The following is a 14,532-nucleotide window of genomic DNA, read 5'->3' as shown; positions in this document are numbered from 1 at the left end:
GGCCGGCCGGTCGGTCCCGTTTCAGCCCGGTACGTGCCGGTCGAGGGGGCCGGGTGGCAGCACGACGATCCGTACGGGCGGCGCGACCGCGGCGACGATGCGCGCTCAGCCCGGCAGTCGGGCGGTACGGCGCCGCTCGCCCGCCAGCAGGGCGTACGAGGCCAGCGCGCCGGCGAGGACCGCGTCCACGGAGATGACGAAGCCCCGGTCGATCCCGCTCGGGGCGAGCGCCGTGCCGGTCAGCACGGCCGCGACGGCCACCAGGACCATCGCCCCCCGTACGAGCCGGCGGGGACCGGGTCCGGGGCGCCGGGACGGGGTGCCCGTCACCGTCAGCAGGGCACCGGCAGCACCGGCGGCCCCGATCATCAGCGAGGGCACGGCGAGCCCGTCCACCCCCTGGCGCAGCATGCTCGCCCCCGACCAGGCGAGCAATCCGAAGATCACCATCGCCAGGAGGTGCGGGACGGCGCTCCGGTCCACCCGGTGCCGCGGCCGGTTCACCGTCGGGTCGTCTCGGTCTGCCACGACAGTCCTCCGCTCGGCCGGGGTGCCGTCCGTGTCATCGTCGCACCCCTGCGCACGGACGGCAGCAGTCGATGAGCGGGGGTGATCCGGCTGCGCGCCGCGCGGAGCGGACCCGGGCGGTGGGCCGGGGCGACGACTCGTCGCCCCGGCCGGCTGCCGGTGGGTCAGGGCAGGGTCCAGCGCTGGGCGCCGGTGCCGTTGCAGTCGTGGATCTGCAACTGGGTGCCGTCGGTGGTGTTGGAGGCCGGGATGTCGAGGCAGCGGCCCGACTGCGGGTTCTTCAGGCTGCCGTCGGGTTGCGCCGCCCACTGCTGGGCGCCGGTGCCGTTGCACGTCCAGAGCTGGACCGGGGTGCCGTTCGTGGTGCCGCTGCTCTTGACGTCCAGACATTTGTTGAGGCCGCGGACGGTGCCGTCGCCGGGCAGCGTCCACCGCTGGGCGGCGGTGCCGTTGCACGTCCACACCTGCACCCTGGTGCCGTCGGCGGTCTGGCTGGAGTTGATGTCGACGCACTTGCCCAGCCCCTTGATCTCGCCGGTGCGGGCCCCGCCGGTGCCCACGCCGGGGCCGGTGAAGGTGTAGCTGTCGACGTCGAGCAGCGCGCCACTGCCGCCGGTGAACACCAGGTACAGGTCGTGGGTGCCGTCGTCCGGCTTGGTCACCGTGGTGCTGAGTTCGGTGTAGTTGTCCCAGCCACCGGTGTTGGGCACCGCGAGGCGGGCGACCTCGGTGCCGGTGGGGGAGTCGTACCGGAAGGAGACCGTGCCCCCGGCGCCGCCGGAGGAGACCCGGACCTTGACCCCGGTGATGCCCTTCAGGCTGACCGCGTGGTGCCGGACGTTCTCCCCGTTCTGGATGTCACCGAGTCGCTTGCCGCCCTGGGCCGCGGTCTGGTCGATCACCTTGGGGCCGTTGAGCGTGACGAAGTGCTCGGCCTGCCACTGCTTGGGATAGAGACTGATCTCCCGTTCCCCGGTCAGTGGCGCGGAACCGGTCGCGCCCTTGTCGGTGTAGCTGCCGCGCAGCACGAAGAAGAGCACCGAGTCCGGGCCCGAGTGCACCGGGCCGGTGTTGAAGGTCGCCCCGCAGCCGGTGCCCTCACCCTCCTCGTGGGCGTGTTCCTGGTGCCCGAGCGCGGCCCGGACCACCACCGCCGAGCAGGCCGGGGTGCCGTCCTGCGGGTCACTGGCCGAGGCGGAGACGGTCAGGTCCTGACCCCAGTCGAAGAGGCCACCCGCCGGTAGCCCGTTCAGGGTCACCGTCGGCCGGTTGTTGCCGACGACGATCGGCACCGTGGTGGTGCCGCTGCGTCCGGTGCCGTCGCTGACCGTCAGCCGGGCGTTGAAGCTCCCGTTCGAGGGGTACGTGAACGACGGGTTGGCCGCCGTCGAGTCGACGCTGCCGTTGTCGGTGAAGTCCCAGGCGTACGAGAGGGGGTCGCCGTCGGGGTCGGAGCTGCCGGCGCTGGAGAAGGTCACCGCCAGCGGCGCGAGACCGTTGTCCTTGTTCACCGCCGCCTTGGCCACCGGCGACCGGCCACCCTGGACGTAGTTGATTTTGTAGAGCCCGGCGTCGGTGGCGCCGGAGAACCAGCCGCTGCCGTACTCCAGCAGGTAGAGCGAGCCGTCCGGGCCGAACTCCGCGTCGATCGGGTGTACGAACTTCATGCCGGCGAGCACCGGCTCGATCACCGTCGGCGCGCCGGTGGCCGGGTTGCCGTTGTCGAACTGGACCTCCTTGATCCAGTTGCGGCAGTACTCGGAGATCAGCCACTTGTTGTCGTAGTACTGCGGCCACTTGACGTCGGAGGCCAGGTTCGGGTCGTAGTGGTAGACCTCGACGTGGTTTGGCGATCCGCAGCCGCCCGGGTTGTCCAGGGCCGGCCAGTCGTCGCTGCCGCCGTGCTGCTCCCAGACCAGCGCCGGCTTCGTCGGCGGGAGCTGCGTCAGGCCGGTGTTGCGGGGCGAGTCGTTGACCGGCCCGGTCGCGCCGCCGCAGGGGAACCAGCCGCGCGGAGCGTTCGCGGCGAAGTCCCAGTCGTTGTACGCCACGTTCGGGCCGCCGCAGTAGGGCCAGCCGTAGTTGCCGGGCCCGGTGGCCCGGTTGAACTCGTCGTAGGCGGCCGGTCCCCGGTTCGCCAGGTCGGCGCCGGCGTCCGGACCGACCTCGCCCCAGTAGAGGGTGTTCCCCGCCTTGCGGTCGACCCAGATCCGGTACGGGTTGCGTACCCCCATCACGTAGATCTCGGGACGGGTCTTGGCGGTGCCGACGGGGAAGAGGTTGCCCGACGGGATGGTGTAGCTGCCGTCGTTCTCCGGGTGGATGCGGTTGATCTTGCCGCGCAGGTCGTTGGTGTTGCCGGAGGTGCGCTGGGCGTCGTACTGCGGGTTGCGGCTGGTCCGCTCGTCGATCGGCGCCATGCCGGCGGAGTCGCCGCCGGAGTTGGTGTTGTCGCCGACGGCGAAGTAGAGGTTGCCGCCGCTGTCCCAGCTCATCGAGCCGGCGGAGTGGCAGCAGAGGTCGCGTTCGGTGGGCCATTCGATGAGCACGTCCTCGCTGGCCGGGTCGAGCACCAGTGTGGACGGGTTGAACGTGAACCGGGCGATCCGGTTGACCAGCGGGGTGATTTTGGGTGAGTAGAAGAGGTAGACCCAGCGGTTGGCGGCGAAGTTCGGGTGCACGGTGATGCCGATCAGGCCGTCCTCGAACCGGGCGTCGAGGGCGAGGGTGAGCGCGACCGTGGTGGACTTGGTGACCGGGTTGAAGAGCCGGACCTGGCCGCCCCCGGCACTGGTGCCCCGGTTGATGTAGAGCACCTTGCCGTCGGGCAGCACGGCCAGTTCGATCGGCTCACCCATGCTGAGTCCGCTGTCGAGGGTGATCTTCTCGAATCCGCTGGTCGGCGGGACGGCTGCGGCCACGGCCGCCGCCTGTGGCGGGGCCGGCTCGGCGGCGGGGTGCGGGTGGCCGGGATGGGCGAGCGCCCCCGAGGGTACGGCGGCGGCGATTGCGGTGAGCAGGGCGGTGGCGGCGACGAGCAGGCATCGTTGCGGGACGCGAGACACGGGACCTCCGAGCATGGTGGCGAGCTCGGTGCTACTTCCGCCGCCGCCTCGAGGAGCACCGTGGGGTGGCCACGACATTAACGTCTTTCGTTCGAACTGAACAGAAGTAGGCCGCACGGAATCGAAAGTTGTCGAGATTCTTGAGAATGTCGGGCCTCAACTCGCGAAGGAGTGCGCCTCGACGTACCCGGAGATGCCCGGCCCTGCCCATGTCGTGGGCGGTGTGGCGGTCAGGCCCCCAGCCCGGTCACCGCGCGGACCGCGTCGGCGAAGGCCTCCGGGGCCTCCTGGGGGAGGTTGTGCCCGGCGTCGGGCACCTGGTGGTGGCGGCGGGGGCCGGCGAAGTACCGGGCGGTGGGGCTGCCGTCGGTGGCCGGGAAGTTGCCGTCGGCGGTGCCGTCCAGCGTCACCGCCGGCACCCGGACCGGGGGCAGCCCGGCCAGCCGCGACTCGATGTCGGCGTAGCGGGGGTCGCCGTCGGCCAGGCCGAGGCGGTGCCGGTAGCCGTGCACGACCACGTCGACGTAGTCGGGGTTGTCGAAGGACTCGGCGGTCCGGTCCAGGGTGGCGTCGTCGAAGCGCCACCGGGGCGAGTTCCGGGTCCAGATGACCCGGGCGACGTCGCGGCGGTTGGCGGCCAGCCCGGCCCGGCCCCGGTCGGTGGTGAAGTAGAAGAAGTACCAGAAGCCGGCCTCCAGCTCGGGGCGCAGCGGCTTCCCGGCGGCGGCGATGTCGAGGATCTGGTAGCTGTTGACCGACACCAGTCCCGCGCAGCGCTCGGGCCATTGGGCGGCGACGACGCAGGCGGCCCGGCCGCCCCAGTCGTACCCGGCCAGGACCGCCCGGGGCAGGTCCAGCGCGTCCAGCAGCGCCACCACGTCCGCGCCGAGCGCCGCCTGCTGACCGGAGCGGGGCGTCGCCGGATCGAGGAACCGGGTCGGCCCGTGCCCACGCAGCCAGGGTACGACCACCCGGTGGCCCTCGGCCGCGAGCCGCGGGGCCACCTCGGCGTAGGCGTGCACGTCGTACGGGAAGCCGTGCAGCAGCAGCACCGGATCGCCGTCGGCCGGTCCCAGCTCCAGGTAGCCGACGTCGAGCACGTCGGTGCGTACGTGCCGGACCGGGCCGAGCCCGGGCAGTGCGCCGGACATGTCACCACCTCGGATTTGCGGTGGCGGTCCGGTCGACCCCGGTGGGTCCGGCCGCCCGGTCCGCCGCCCCGTGACCGGACCGGCGCGCCGAGGGGGGTGCCGCCGTCTCCCACGCTAGTGACCGGGGCGGGCCGGATCGGGCGATCGGCGCAACCGGCCGGTGCCGGGCCGGGCGGGTCAGCGGGCGGCGGTCGGCGACGCCACCCCCGCCACCGCCGCGAAGCCGGCCAGCGCGATCTCGGCCGACTGCTGGAGGTCGGCGCGGGAAGCCCCGGCCGCGGCGTGCACGGCGTGCCCCTCGGTGACGACCGAGACGAACCGGGCCAGCGCCGCCGGGTCCGCGTCCGCGGGCAGGTCGCCCTCGGCCACGGCGCGGGCCAGGCGCTCGGCGAGGGCGCGTTCACCGGTCAGCCGGCTGGCGGCGAGGAACTCGGCGATCGGGGCGCTGTCGGTGCCACCGGAGATGCCGCCCTGGATCGACAGGCACCCGGCCGGGCAGTCGGAGCGGGTCAGGGCGACCACGTTGTCGCGCAGCAGGGTCGCCACCACCTCGTACGCCGTCGGCTGGGCGAGCGCGTCGCGCGCGTACGCCATGTCCCGCTCGGCGTACCGGGCCACGACCTTGTGGAAGAGCTCCTCCTTGCTGCCGTAGGCCGCGTAGAGGCTGGGCTTGTTGATGCCCATCGCGGCGGTCAGGTCGGCCAGTGAGGCGCCCTCGTAACCCTGGCGCCAGAACACGTCCATCGCGCGGTCCAACGCCTCCTCGGCGTCGAAACCCCGCGGTCTGCCCCGTTGCGGCATGCCGGCACCTCCTCCCGGGCACCATGGTACCTCCGGTGCGACCGACCGGTACAAAAATCGTGTCCGGGTGGACCGAGGTGTGGGCCGCGCCGCTGGGGCCGCAGGTGTCATGGCCGAAGGGCGGCCCGGGCGTGCTCAGCCCTTGACGGCGTCGAGCGCCTGCATGATCACGTCCGTGACGGCCTGGGGCTGGCTGACCATGATCACGTGGGAGCCCTCGACCTCGGTGATGGTCGCCCCGGCCCGCTGCGCCATGGACCGCAACACGTCACTGCCGGCGGCCTTGTCGCTGGCGGGGACCGCGGCCCAGGACGGCAGGTTGCGCCAGGCCGGCTTCCCGGTGGGTTCGCCGAAGGCCAGCGCCGAGACGGGGCGCTGGGTGGCCGCCATGACGGCGGCGTCCTTCTTCGGCACGTCGGCGGCGAACGCGTCGTGGAACTTCGCCGGGTCGATGAGGAACTCCGTCTCCGTGCCCTGGGCGGTCGGGTACTTCACCTCCATCAGCGCGGAGGTGAGCACGCTGTCCTTGGAGTCGCCCTCGATCGACAGCAGGGTCTCACCCTCGTCGGGGGCGAAGGCGGCGACGTAGACCAGGCCGACCACGTTGTCGACGCGGGCCGCGGCGTTGGTGATGACCGCCCCGCCGTACGAGTGGCCCACGGCCAGCACCGGGCCCTTGATCTGCTTCAGCGCGCTCGCGACGTACGCGGCGTCCTCGCTGACCCCGCGCAGCGGGTTCGGCACGGCCTTCACTGCCACGCCCGCGGCCTGGAGACGCTCGACCACGCCGTTCCACCCCGAGCTGTCGGCGAAGGCGCCGTGGACCAAAACGACGGTCGGCGTGCCGCTCGATGCTGTGGCCATCTGGTTCCCCTCATCGCAGTCGTGGGCGCGGACGAGGATCCACGCCGACACCGGTCAACTACCGAGCGTAGCCAGTGCGGTACGGGGAGATCGGCGTTTCCGTGCTGCCGGCGGCGGGGGTCGTTGCCTACGCCGGGACAACCGCCCGGCACGCCTGCATGTCACCAGCCGGAGTGTGCCCGGGAGGCCGCTGCGGCTCCGTAGAATCCCCGCTGTGCCGCGCATCGTCCAGTTGCTGGCCTCGCCGGTACACCGCTACCAGGGCCGACCCGCCGACGGCCCGTCACCGGCCCCGCCCGGCGAACTGGTGACCGAGGTCCAGCTCCGGGCCGAACTGGGCATCGTCGGCGACCGGTACTTCGGTCGGCCGGCGCACCGCGCGGCGAGCGTGACCGTGATCGCCCAGGAGTCGCTGCCGCCGGGCGTCGACCTGGTGCAGGTCCGGCGCAACATCCTGACGACCGGCATCGCGGTGGACGACCTGGTCGGATCGGTGCTCGTCCTCGACTCGGGGGACGGCCCGGTCAGGTTGCGGGTCAACCGGCCGGCCAACCCGTGCGCCTGGATGGACGTCACCATCGGCCCCGGCGCGTGGCGGGCGCTGCGCCGTCGCGGCGGCGTGCGCTGCACGCCGCTGAACGACGGCACCCTGCGCGTCGGCCCGGTGGACGTCCTCGTCGAAAGCTAGGGCACCGCGACCGGGGCGAGCCAGGTGGCTCGCCCCGGTCGGGTCACTCGTCGGGTCCAACGGTCCCGGCGGGTGCGGTGTCGCCTCAGACCTGGTTCGAGCCGCCGTCGACGAAGATCTCCGCGCCGGTCATGAAGCTGCTCTCGTCGGAGGCGAGGAACAGGGCGGCGTTGGCGATCTCCTCGGGCCGGCCCATCCGCTGCATCGGCACGGAGGAGGCGAGCATCTGCACCAGCCCGGTGGCCTCCTCCGGGGTGGCGGCCAGCCCGGTGATGCCCGGAGTCTCGGTCGGGCCCGGGATCAGGGTGTTGACCCGGATCCGGCGGTCGGTCAGCTCGGCGGCCCAGGTACGGCCGAACGAGCGGATGGCCGCCTTGGAGGCGGCGTAGACGCCGAAGGCCGGGGTGCCGGTGGTGGCGGCGGTCGACCCGGACAGGATGACCGACGCGCCGTCGTTGAGCACCGGCAGCGCCTTCTGGACGGTGAACAGGGTGCCCCGCACGTTTCGATCGAAGGTGTCCGTGTAGTGCTCGAGGCTGATGTCGGCCAGGGGCGCGAACTCGCCGCCGCCGGCGTTGGCGAACAGCACGTCCAGGCCGGCGCCGCGGGCGGCGATCGCCTCGACGAGGATGTCGAGGTCCTCGAGCTTGCTCACGTCGCTGCGGACGCCGGTGGCGGCCGAGCCGATCGACGCCACGGCCTCGTCCAGCTGCTGCTGGCGGCGTCCGGTGAGGAAGACGTGCGCCCCCTCGGCGGCGAAGCGGCGGGCTGCCGCCAGCCCGATACCGGTGGTGCCGCCGGTGACGAGCGCGGTCTTGCCGTTGAGCTGTCCCACTGTGGTGCTCCCTTGTATGAGGTGGTGCGGTGAATGGCGATTGATCAGTCGGTGGTGCGGTTGAGCTGCGGCAGCAGCGCGGCGAGTTCCCGCCACTGCCGACGGGGCAGATCGGTGCGCTCCGGGGTGGCCGGCTGCAGGACGTGCAGCGCGACGTGGTCCGCGCCGGCGTCCAGATGGGCCTGGACGCGGCCGGCGATCCGGTCGAGGTCTCCCCAGGCGACCAGGGCGTCGATGAGCCGGTCACTGCCGCCCGGAACCAGGTCCTCCTCGGCGAAGCCGAGCCGGGCCAGGTTGGCCCGGTAGGCGGGGAACCCGATGAACATGCCGACTCCCTCGCGGGCCGCCGCCCGGGCCCGGGCCGGGTCGCGGTCCAGGACCACCGCCAGGTGCGCGGCGATCAGGGGCCGCTCTCCGACGCGAGCACGCTCGCGCGCGGAGTACTCGGGTGTCACCAGGAAGGGGTGCCAACCGATGCTCCGGGCGGTGGCGAGATCGACCATCTTCGGGCCGAGCGCGCCCAGGAGCCGCCGATCGGCCGGGACCGGGTGCGGTGCGGTGTCCAGCCCGTCGAGGAACCGGCCCATCGAGACCGTCGGCCGGCCGTAGTCCTGACCGGCGTTGGCGGCGGAGTGGGCGTTGCTGATGCCCAGCCCGACGAGGGTACGGCGTCCGTGCGCCGCGTCCAGGTCGGCCAGCCACGCGCCCAGCGCGGCCGGGTCCTGGCCCCAGATGGAGAGCACGCCCAGCGCGACGCTGGCACGCGGAGCGGCGGCGAGCAGGTGCCCGATGTCGTCCAGCGCCCCACGGCCGTCCAGGCCCGGAAGCCACAGCGCCGGGTAGCCCAGCTCGTCCAGCTCGGCGACCGCCTCGCGGACCTCGGGCCGGCCGGCCCCGCGCAGCTCCATGCTCCAGATGCCGACCGCGCCGAGCATCTGCTTGATGCCGTCCATCTCGACCCCCTTCTATTCTGTACCGGTCGGTACACAAGAACCTGGCAGGCGGTCGACCGATTCCCAAATTTCTGTACCGATCGGTTGGATCGATGGGCCGGTCCGCTGCGGAGTGGGGGAGAAGGGGCGCGAGGTATGGGCGAACCTGTCACCCGAGCGAGGTTTGTCCGCCGCAGCAGGTCGCCGGAGACGCGGCGGCGCCGGCCGGAATCCCGGGGGATTCCGACCGGCGCCGCTCGGCGGGTCAGCTGGGGTGGGAGCAGGTGGGCGGGATGACCGGGACGGCGGTCACCAGGTGGACGGTGGCGGCGGCGTCACGACCGGCGGCCGGTCGTCGCAGGTGATGGTGTTGGGCAGCAGCCAGGGTGCGAGCCACCCGCCGTCGTTGCCGCCGAGGTCGGTCAGGCCGAACTCGGAGCCGGCGGGGGTGAAGTGGAAGGAGCCGCAGTTGTTGACGCCGACCGCCCCGACGTGGCGCGCGTCGACGTTGGCGAAGGAGGCCGAGCCCGCCGTGCGGGCACTCACCACGGAGGTCCCGGCGCCGTCGACCCGGACGTCCCGGAACCGCACGTTCGTGATCGAGTACCGGTCCTTCACCGGCCAGTCGCTGACCAGCATGATCGCGTTGTAGGTGTTGTCCAGGTAGTGGTCGCCCACCACCTGGATGTCGGCGTCGATGCTGCGGTCCAGGGCGTAGAACCAGATGGCGCCGAGGCCGATGTTCCAGTTCAGCTCGTACGTGCCGGCGCGGACCGTGGTGTTGTCGGTGATCCGGAGCTGCCCGGTGAACGCCTCGGCGCCGAACCGGGCTCCGACCTGGATGGCGCTGCCCTCGCGGACCGGGTCGGCGATCAGGTTGCCCGAGACCGTGTTGTCCGTGCCGCCGTAGACGGCGATGCCGTTGGCCAGCACCGGCGACTGCACGGTGTTGTGGTCGATGGTGTTGCGGGCGTTGCCGATCCGCTCCGACCACATCGCCAGGCCGTCGTCGCCGGTGTTGCGCACGAAGTTGTTCCGCACGACGGAGTCGGTGACGCCGGTGTGGAAGTTCAGGCCGTCGGCGATCTGGTCGACGATGACGTTGTTCGTGACCCGCAGGTGGCTCATCGGCCCGTCGAACCAGAGCCCCACCTTGGTGTGGTGCAGGTAGAGGCCGTCGACGCTGGAGTGGCTCAGGGCGCCGCCGACCCCGTTGACCTGGTCGGTGTCGATCCGCTCGCGCACGTCACCCTCGATCGCGAAGCCGGAGAGGTGCACGTTGCGGCTGCCGCCCGCCGACGCCGGCTTGCCGTAGAAGCCGACCCCGGTGTGCACCGAGCCGTCGGGGGCCGGGGTGTCGAGCGCGACCTCGCGTCCCTTGATGATCGTGTACCAGTTGCCGGCGCCCTCGATGGTGATGTCGTCGACGATGATGTGGCGGTTCACCTGGTACGTCCCCGGCGGCAGGTAGACCTTCAGCTTCGCGCGCCGGGCGAAGGCGATCGCCCGGTCGATGGCGTCGGCGGAGTCGCGCCGGCCGGTCGGGTCCGCGCCGAACGCCAGCACGTTCGCCGCGACCGGCACGACGCGTGGCGGGCCCACCAGCTCCGAGTCGAGCAGGTCGATGACCGTCCACGGGGCCACGCTTCCCGCCGGCACCGCGAGCCGCAGCACGCTGCCGGCCGGGTACGTCCGGCCGAGCAGCAGGCGTCGCTCGTCGTAGAAGTGGTGCGGGCGGAACGGTGTGGTGATCGTCGGGGCGGGGGTGGTGGTGGCCGGGACGCAGGAGCACTCGGTGATCCACCAGTCGGGGTGCAGCAGGCCGGCGGTGGGGTCGTTGGAGAACGGGTACTGGTTGTACAGCCAGGCGTACTGCGAGGTGAGCGTCATGGTCCGGGCGGGCCGGCGACCGACCGACACGTCCAGTGGGGCGGTGATGCCGCCGCCGGTGGGCGCGTCCGGGATGCTGTACCGGACGGTGATCGCGTTGGCCGCGGCCGGCAGGGTGAACTCGACGAACTGGCCGGGCGCCAGGCTCACCGCCCGGCGACCGGAGGCTTCCGACGCCAGGGTGTACGCCGTGCGCCCCGGGCCGATCACCGTGCCGTTCGTCGTGGCGTGCTCCGCCTCCTGCTCCACGAAGGCGACCTGGGCGCCCCGGCCCGCGACCAGCGACGGGTCGAGGGCGGCGCGGGTGACCACCGGGGCGGGACGCGCGGAGGAGCCGCCCTCCGCCCGGGCCGTCCCGGCCCCGCCGGTCACGGTGGCCGCCATGACCGCCGCCACGGCTGCCGCCTGGACGGGCCGCCAGCGTGCCGGTCCGCCCGGCCGTCCTGTGGTGAGTCGAGACATCGCGTGATCCGTTCTTCCGAGGACCCGGCGACCGTCATCGGCGCCGCGGGCAGCCCCGTGGTGGCCGCGGGTGGATGTCAGAAGCGAGGCGAGGTGGTTGCGGCGATGTTATTTCGAATGGCTGTCGATATTCAAGCACTTGTTTGTGCAGTAATTGCAGAGCCGATGGCGGGTCCCGGGGTCGGGCGGCGCCGCCGACGGGCCGGTCACCTGCCAGGAGAGGCGGCCCGCCACGCGGTCGATAGGTGACGTGACACGTCAAGATGCGGTTCATTTCTTTCAGGATCAGTGCCGTATCATCGCGGCGTGACCAAGCGACTGACCGAGGTGGCGAGGAAGGCCGGCGTCAGCGAGGCCACCGTCAGCCGGGTCCTCAACGGTCGTGGCGGCGTCTCCGAGTCGACCCGCACGGCGGTGCTCACCGCCCTGGACGTGCTGGGCTACGAACGCCCGACCAAGCTGCGGGGGGAGCGGGCGCGCCTGGTCGGGCTGGTCCTCCCCGAGCTGCAGAACCCCATCTTCCCGGCGCTGGCCGAGGTGGTGACCGGGTCGCTCGCCCAGCGCGGCTACACCCCCGCGCTCTGCGCCCGGACCATCGGCGGTGTGTCCGAGGCGGACTACGTCGAGATGCTGCTCGACCACCAGGTCTCCGGCGTCATCTTCGCGGGCGGGTCGTACGCGCTGGCCGACGCCGCGCACGACCACTATCGACGGCTGACCGACCGGGGGCTGCCGGTCGTGCTGGTCAACGCCGGCGTCGACGCGCTGGACTTCCCCCGGGTCTCCACCGACGACGCGGTGGCGGTGGAGCAGGCGTACGGGCATCTGCGGTCGCTCGGGCACGAGCGGATCGGCATGGTGCTCGGCCCGGAGGGGCACGTGCCCTCCCGGCGCAAGCTCGACGCGATGATTCAGGTCGCCGGTTGGGCCGACCATGCGGACCGCGTCGAGCGGTCCAGCTTCTCGATGGAAGGGGCGCGGGTCGCCGCGAGCAAGTTGGTCGAGCGGGGCGTGACCGGCATCATCTGCGCCAGCGACGTGCTGGCCCTGGGCGCCATCCGGGCCGCCCGGCGGCTGGGCCGGGCGGTGCCGACCGACGTGTCCGTGGTGGGCTTCGACGACTCCGCCTTCATGACCTGTACCGACCCGCCGTTGACCACCGTGCGGCAGCCGATCGAGACGATGGGGCAGGCCGCGGTGGACCTGCTGGTCACCCAGATCGAGGGGGCCGGCGTGCTGCACGACGAGTTGCTGTTCGAGCCCGAACTGGTGGTTCGGGGCTCCACCGCGCCCGCCCCCGGCCGCTGACCCGGATCCGCCCGGGTCGTCGGTCGGCCGCCGGCCACCGTTCCCACCGCTGACCCCCTCGGGCCGGATTCCGGCGCCGATGGGCAGCGACCGCCTCCCTGCCCGCTGAACCACGCTCCGGGCCGCCGACCGCTGCTCGCGGTCGGCGGCCACTCCGTCGGTGCGGTCGACGGCGCCGAGCCGCCCCGGCCCGATCCGGTTGGCCCGCACTGCGCGACCCCCGCGCTGACCAGGTTGGACGCCGCTTGGACGAGCGGAAGGTTCCGGTGCAGGCGACGGACGAGCACGAGCGCCAAAAGCTACGAACACCCCACAACCCGGGCGGCGCCTGCGGTCTTGTCGGCATCTGCCATGCCTATGTCACATCCTTTCAAGCAACGATCGAAACCTTGCCGAGATGAGTCCGCCTCGCTACAGTGACTCCACTCACAGCTGACCCCGACGCAGCTACCGGGGGTCAGGTCACCCGATCGACGCAGATCACTGACAGGGCGGTGCCGCGGTGCGTTCACCGCAGGTCGGCGCCGTCCTGAAGAGACCCGTTCCCGAAGGGATGGACAGATGTCCGTACCGCAGTACCGGAAGGCTGCGGCGTTGGCGCTCGCGGCCGGCCTGGGGCTCGGCCTCACGGCGTGCTCCACGAAGAGCGACGACGCAGCGAACGATGCAGGCGGCAAGGTCACCATCACCGTCGACTGCCAGCCGGTCGGCTCGCAGAAAGAGCTGCTGAAGAACTGGAACGACGACGTCGCCGAGTTCCAGCGGCAGAACCCGAACATCGTCGTCAAGAGCGTCAGCGTCGGCGAGCAGTGCAACAACCCGCCGGACTTCACCGCTCGCCTCGCCGGTGGCACCGTCACCGACGTCTTCTACGGGTACATGACCGATCTCCAGCAGGTGCTCGACTCCGGTCAGGCGATGGACATCAGCGAGTACGCCACCAAGGACACGGTGCCGACCTGGGAGAGCGTCGACCCGGCACTCAAGGAGGTCTTCAGCGACGGCGGCAAGCTCTACGCCGTCCCGGTGAAGAACTACTCGATGGGCCTGATCTACAACAAGGTCCTGTTCCAGCAGGCCGGGCTCGACGTGAACAACCCGCCCAAGACGTGGCCCGAGGTCCGGGCCGCCGCCAAGAAGATCGCCGCGCTCGGCAAGGGCATCTCCGGCTACTCGGAGTACTCCGCCGGCAACACCGGTGGCTGGCACTTCACCGCCCTGCTCTACTCGCAGGGCGGCCAGGTGCTCACCGCCGACGGCAAGAAGGCCGACTTCAACAACGCCATGGGCCGGCAGGTCCTGCAGAACCTCAAGGACATGCGGTACGGCGACAACAGCATGGGCGACCGCCAGCTGCTGCAGTGGGGCGACCTGCTCACCAACGCCGGCGCGGGCAAGGTCGGCATGTTCATCGGCGCGCCGGACGCCACCCAGGCGATCGTCAGCCAGTTCCAGGGCAAGTTCCAGGACTGGGCGATGGCCCCGCTGCCCGGCCAGGACGGCAAGGCGAAGGGCACCCTCGGCGGTGGCGAGGGCTACTTCTTCAAGAAGGGCCTCAGCCCCGAGCAGGTCAAGGCCGGTCTGAAGTGGATCGCGTACCAGAAGCTGACGCCGGGTAAGGGCCAGTTCGACTACGTCCGGGCCAAGCCGCAGAACTACCCGGTGGGTCTGCCCCAGCCGCTGCTCTTCGCGAGCGGCAGCGACGCGCAGAAGCAGGAGCTTGAGCTCCGCAAGGCGAACGCGAACGTCGACACCGCGAACTTCGCGATCTTCGAGGCGAGCCCGGTCCCGATCAAGGGGGAGCCCCGCAACGCCCAGGCGATCTACGCGGTGCTCGACGCCGCGATGTCCGGGGTGCTGACGAACCCCGACGCGAACATCGACGCGCTGCTCAAGACGGCCGAAGACAAGGTCAACAAGCTCCTCGCCGCCGAGAGCTGATCCGCTGGGGTGGGGGCCGGCACGCCGGCTCCCACACCCTCCGGGCCGCACAGCTTCCGTCACCGAC

Annotated in this window: 11 protein-coding genes; 3 read left to right on the top strand and 8 right to left on the bottom strand. The window is 71.8% G+C overall.

What is annotated here, in order from left to right; all coding sequences use genetic code 11:
* Positions 1-105 precede the first annotated feature (105 nt).
* From V6U88_RS13805 to V6U88_RS13785, 5 genes are all read right to left on the bottom strand, one after another.
* Complete coding sequence (locus V6U88_RS13805) at positions 106-528, bottom strand: hypothetical protein (RefSeq protein ID WP_334452998.1); 423 nt, start codon at positions 526-528, stop codon at positions 106-108.
* A gap of 164 nt (positions 529-692) precedes the next feature.
* Positions 693-3,593 (bottom strand): ricin-type beta-trefoil lectin domain protein, encoded by a 2,901-nt coding sequence (locus V6U88_RS13800; RefSeq protein ID WP_334452997.1) that lies wholly within the window; start codon positions 3,591-3,593, stop codon positions 693-695.
* 230 nt (positions 3,594-3,823) lie between these two features.
* Entirely contained in the window at positions 3,824-4,744 is a 921-nt protein-coding gene (locus V6U88_RS13795) for an alpha/beta fold hydrolase (protein ID WP_334452996.1), read from the bottom strand.
* Between the two features lie 177 nt (positions 4,745-4,921).
* The gene (locus V6U88_RS13790; RefSeq protein WP_334452995.1) at positions 4,922-5,545 is read right to left on the bottom strand and encodes a TetR/AcrR family transcriptional regulator; all 624 of its coding nucleotides are present in this window, start codon (positions 5,543-5,545) and stop codon (positions 4,922-4,924) included.
* A gap of 135 nt (positions 5,546-5,680) precedes the next feature.
* On the bottom strand, positions 5,681-6,409 hold the full coding sequence (locus V6U88_RS13785; RefSeq protein WP_334452994.1) for an alpha/beta fold hydrolase: 729 nt from the start codon (positions 6,407-6,409) through the stop codon (positions 5,681-5,683).
* A 214-nt stretch (positions 6,410-6,623) separates the two neighbouring features.
* On the opposite strand from V6U88_RS13785, the gene V6U88_RS13780 reads away from it, so the two are divergent.
* Positions 6,624-7,097, top strand: coding sequence for a molybdenum cofactor biosysynthesis protein (locus tag V6U88_RS13780; RefSeq protein ID WP_334452993.1), 474 nt, complete (start codon positions 6,624-6,626; stop codon positions 7,095-7,097).
* Positions 7,098-7,182: 85 nt separating this feature from the next.
* Here V6U88_RS13780 and V6U88_RS13775 read toward each other — a convergent pair whose 3' ends face one another.
* From V6U88_RS13775 to V6U88_RS13765, 3 genes are all read right to left on the bottom strand, one after another.
* Entirely contained in the window at positions 7,183-7,932 is a 750-nt protein-coding gene (locus V6U88_RS13775; RefSeq protein ID WP_334452992.1) for an SDR family oxidoreductase, read from the bottom strand.
* Between the two features lie 44 nt (positions 7,933-7,976).
* Complete coding sequence (locus V6U88_RS13770) at positions 7,977-8,885, bottom strand: TIGR03620 family F420-dependent LLM class oxidoreductase (RefSeq protein ID WP_334452991.1); 909 nt, start codon at positions 8,883-8,885, stop codon at positions 7,977-7,979.
* Positions 8,886-9,173: 288 nt separating this feature from the next.
* Positions 9,174-11,138 carry a glycosyl hydrolase family 28-related protein gene (locus V6U88_RS13765; RefSeq protein WP_334452990.1) on the bottom strand — a complete coding sequence of 655 codons (1,965 nt, stop codon included), beginning with the start codon at positions 11,136-11,138 and terminating at the stop codon, positions 9,174-9,176.
* Positions 11,139-11,522: 384 nt separating this feature from the next.
* Here V6U88_RS13765 and V6U88_RS13760 point away from each other — a divergent pair, with 384 nt between their 5' ends.
* On the top strand, positions 11,523-12,524 hold the full coding sequence (locus V6U88_RS13760) for a LacI family DNA-binding transcriptional regulator (protein WP_334452989.1): 1,002 nt from the start codon (positions 11,523-11,525) through the stop codon (positions 12,522-12,524).
* 561 nt (positions 12,525-13,085) lie between these two features.
* Positions 13,086-14,465, top strand: coding sequence for an ABC transporter substrate-binding protein (locus V6U88_RS13755; RefSeq protein WP_334452988.1), 1,380 nt, complete (start codon positions 13,086-13,088; stop codon positions 14,463-14,465).
* The last annotated feature ends 67 nt before the right edge of the window (positions 14,466-14,532 follow it).

The organism is Micromonospora sp. CPCC 205739 (assembly GCF_036906795.1).
Taxonomy (GTDB): domain Bacteria; phylum Actinomycetota; class Actinomycetes; order Mycobacteriales; family Micromonosporaceae; genus Micromonospora.
This window is presented reverse-complemented; position numbering and strand designations above follow the sequence as displayed.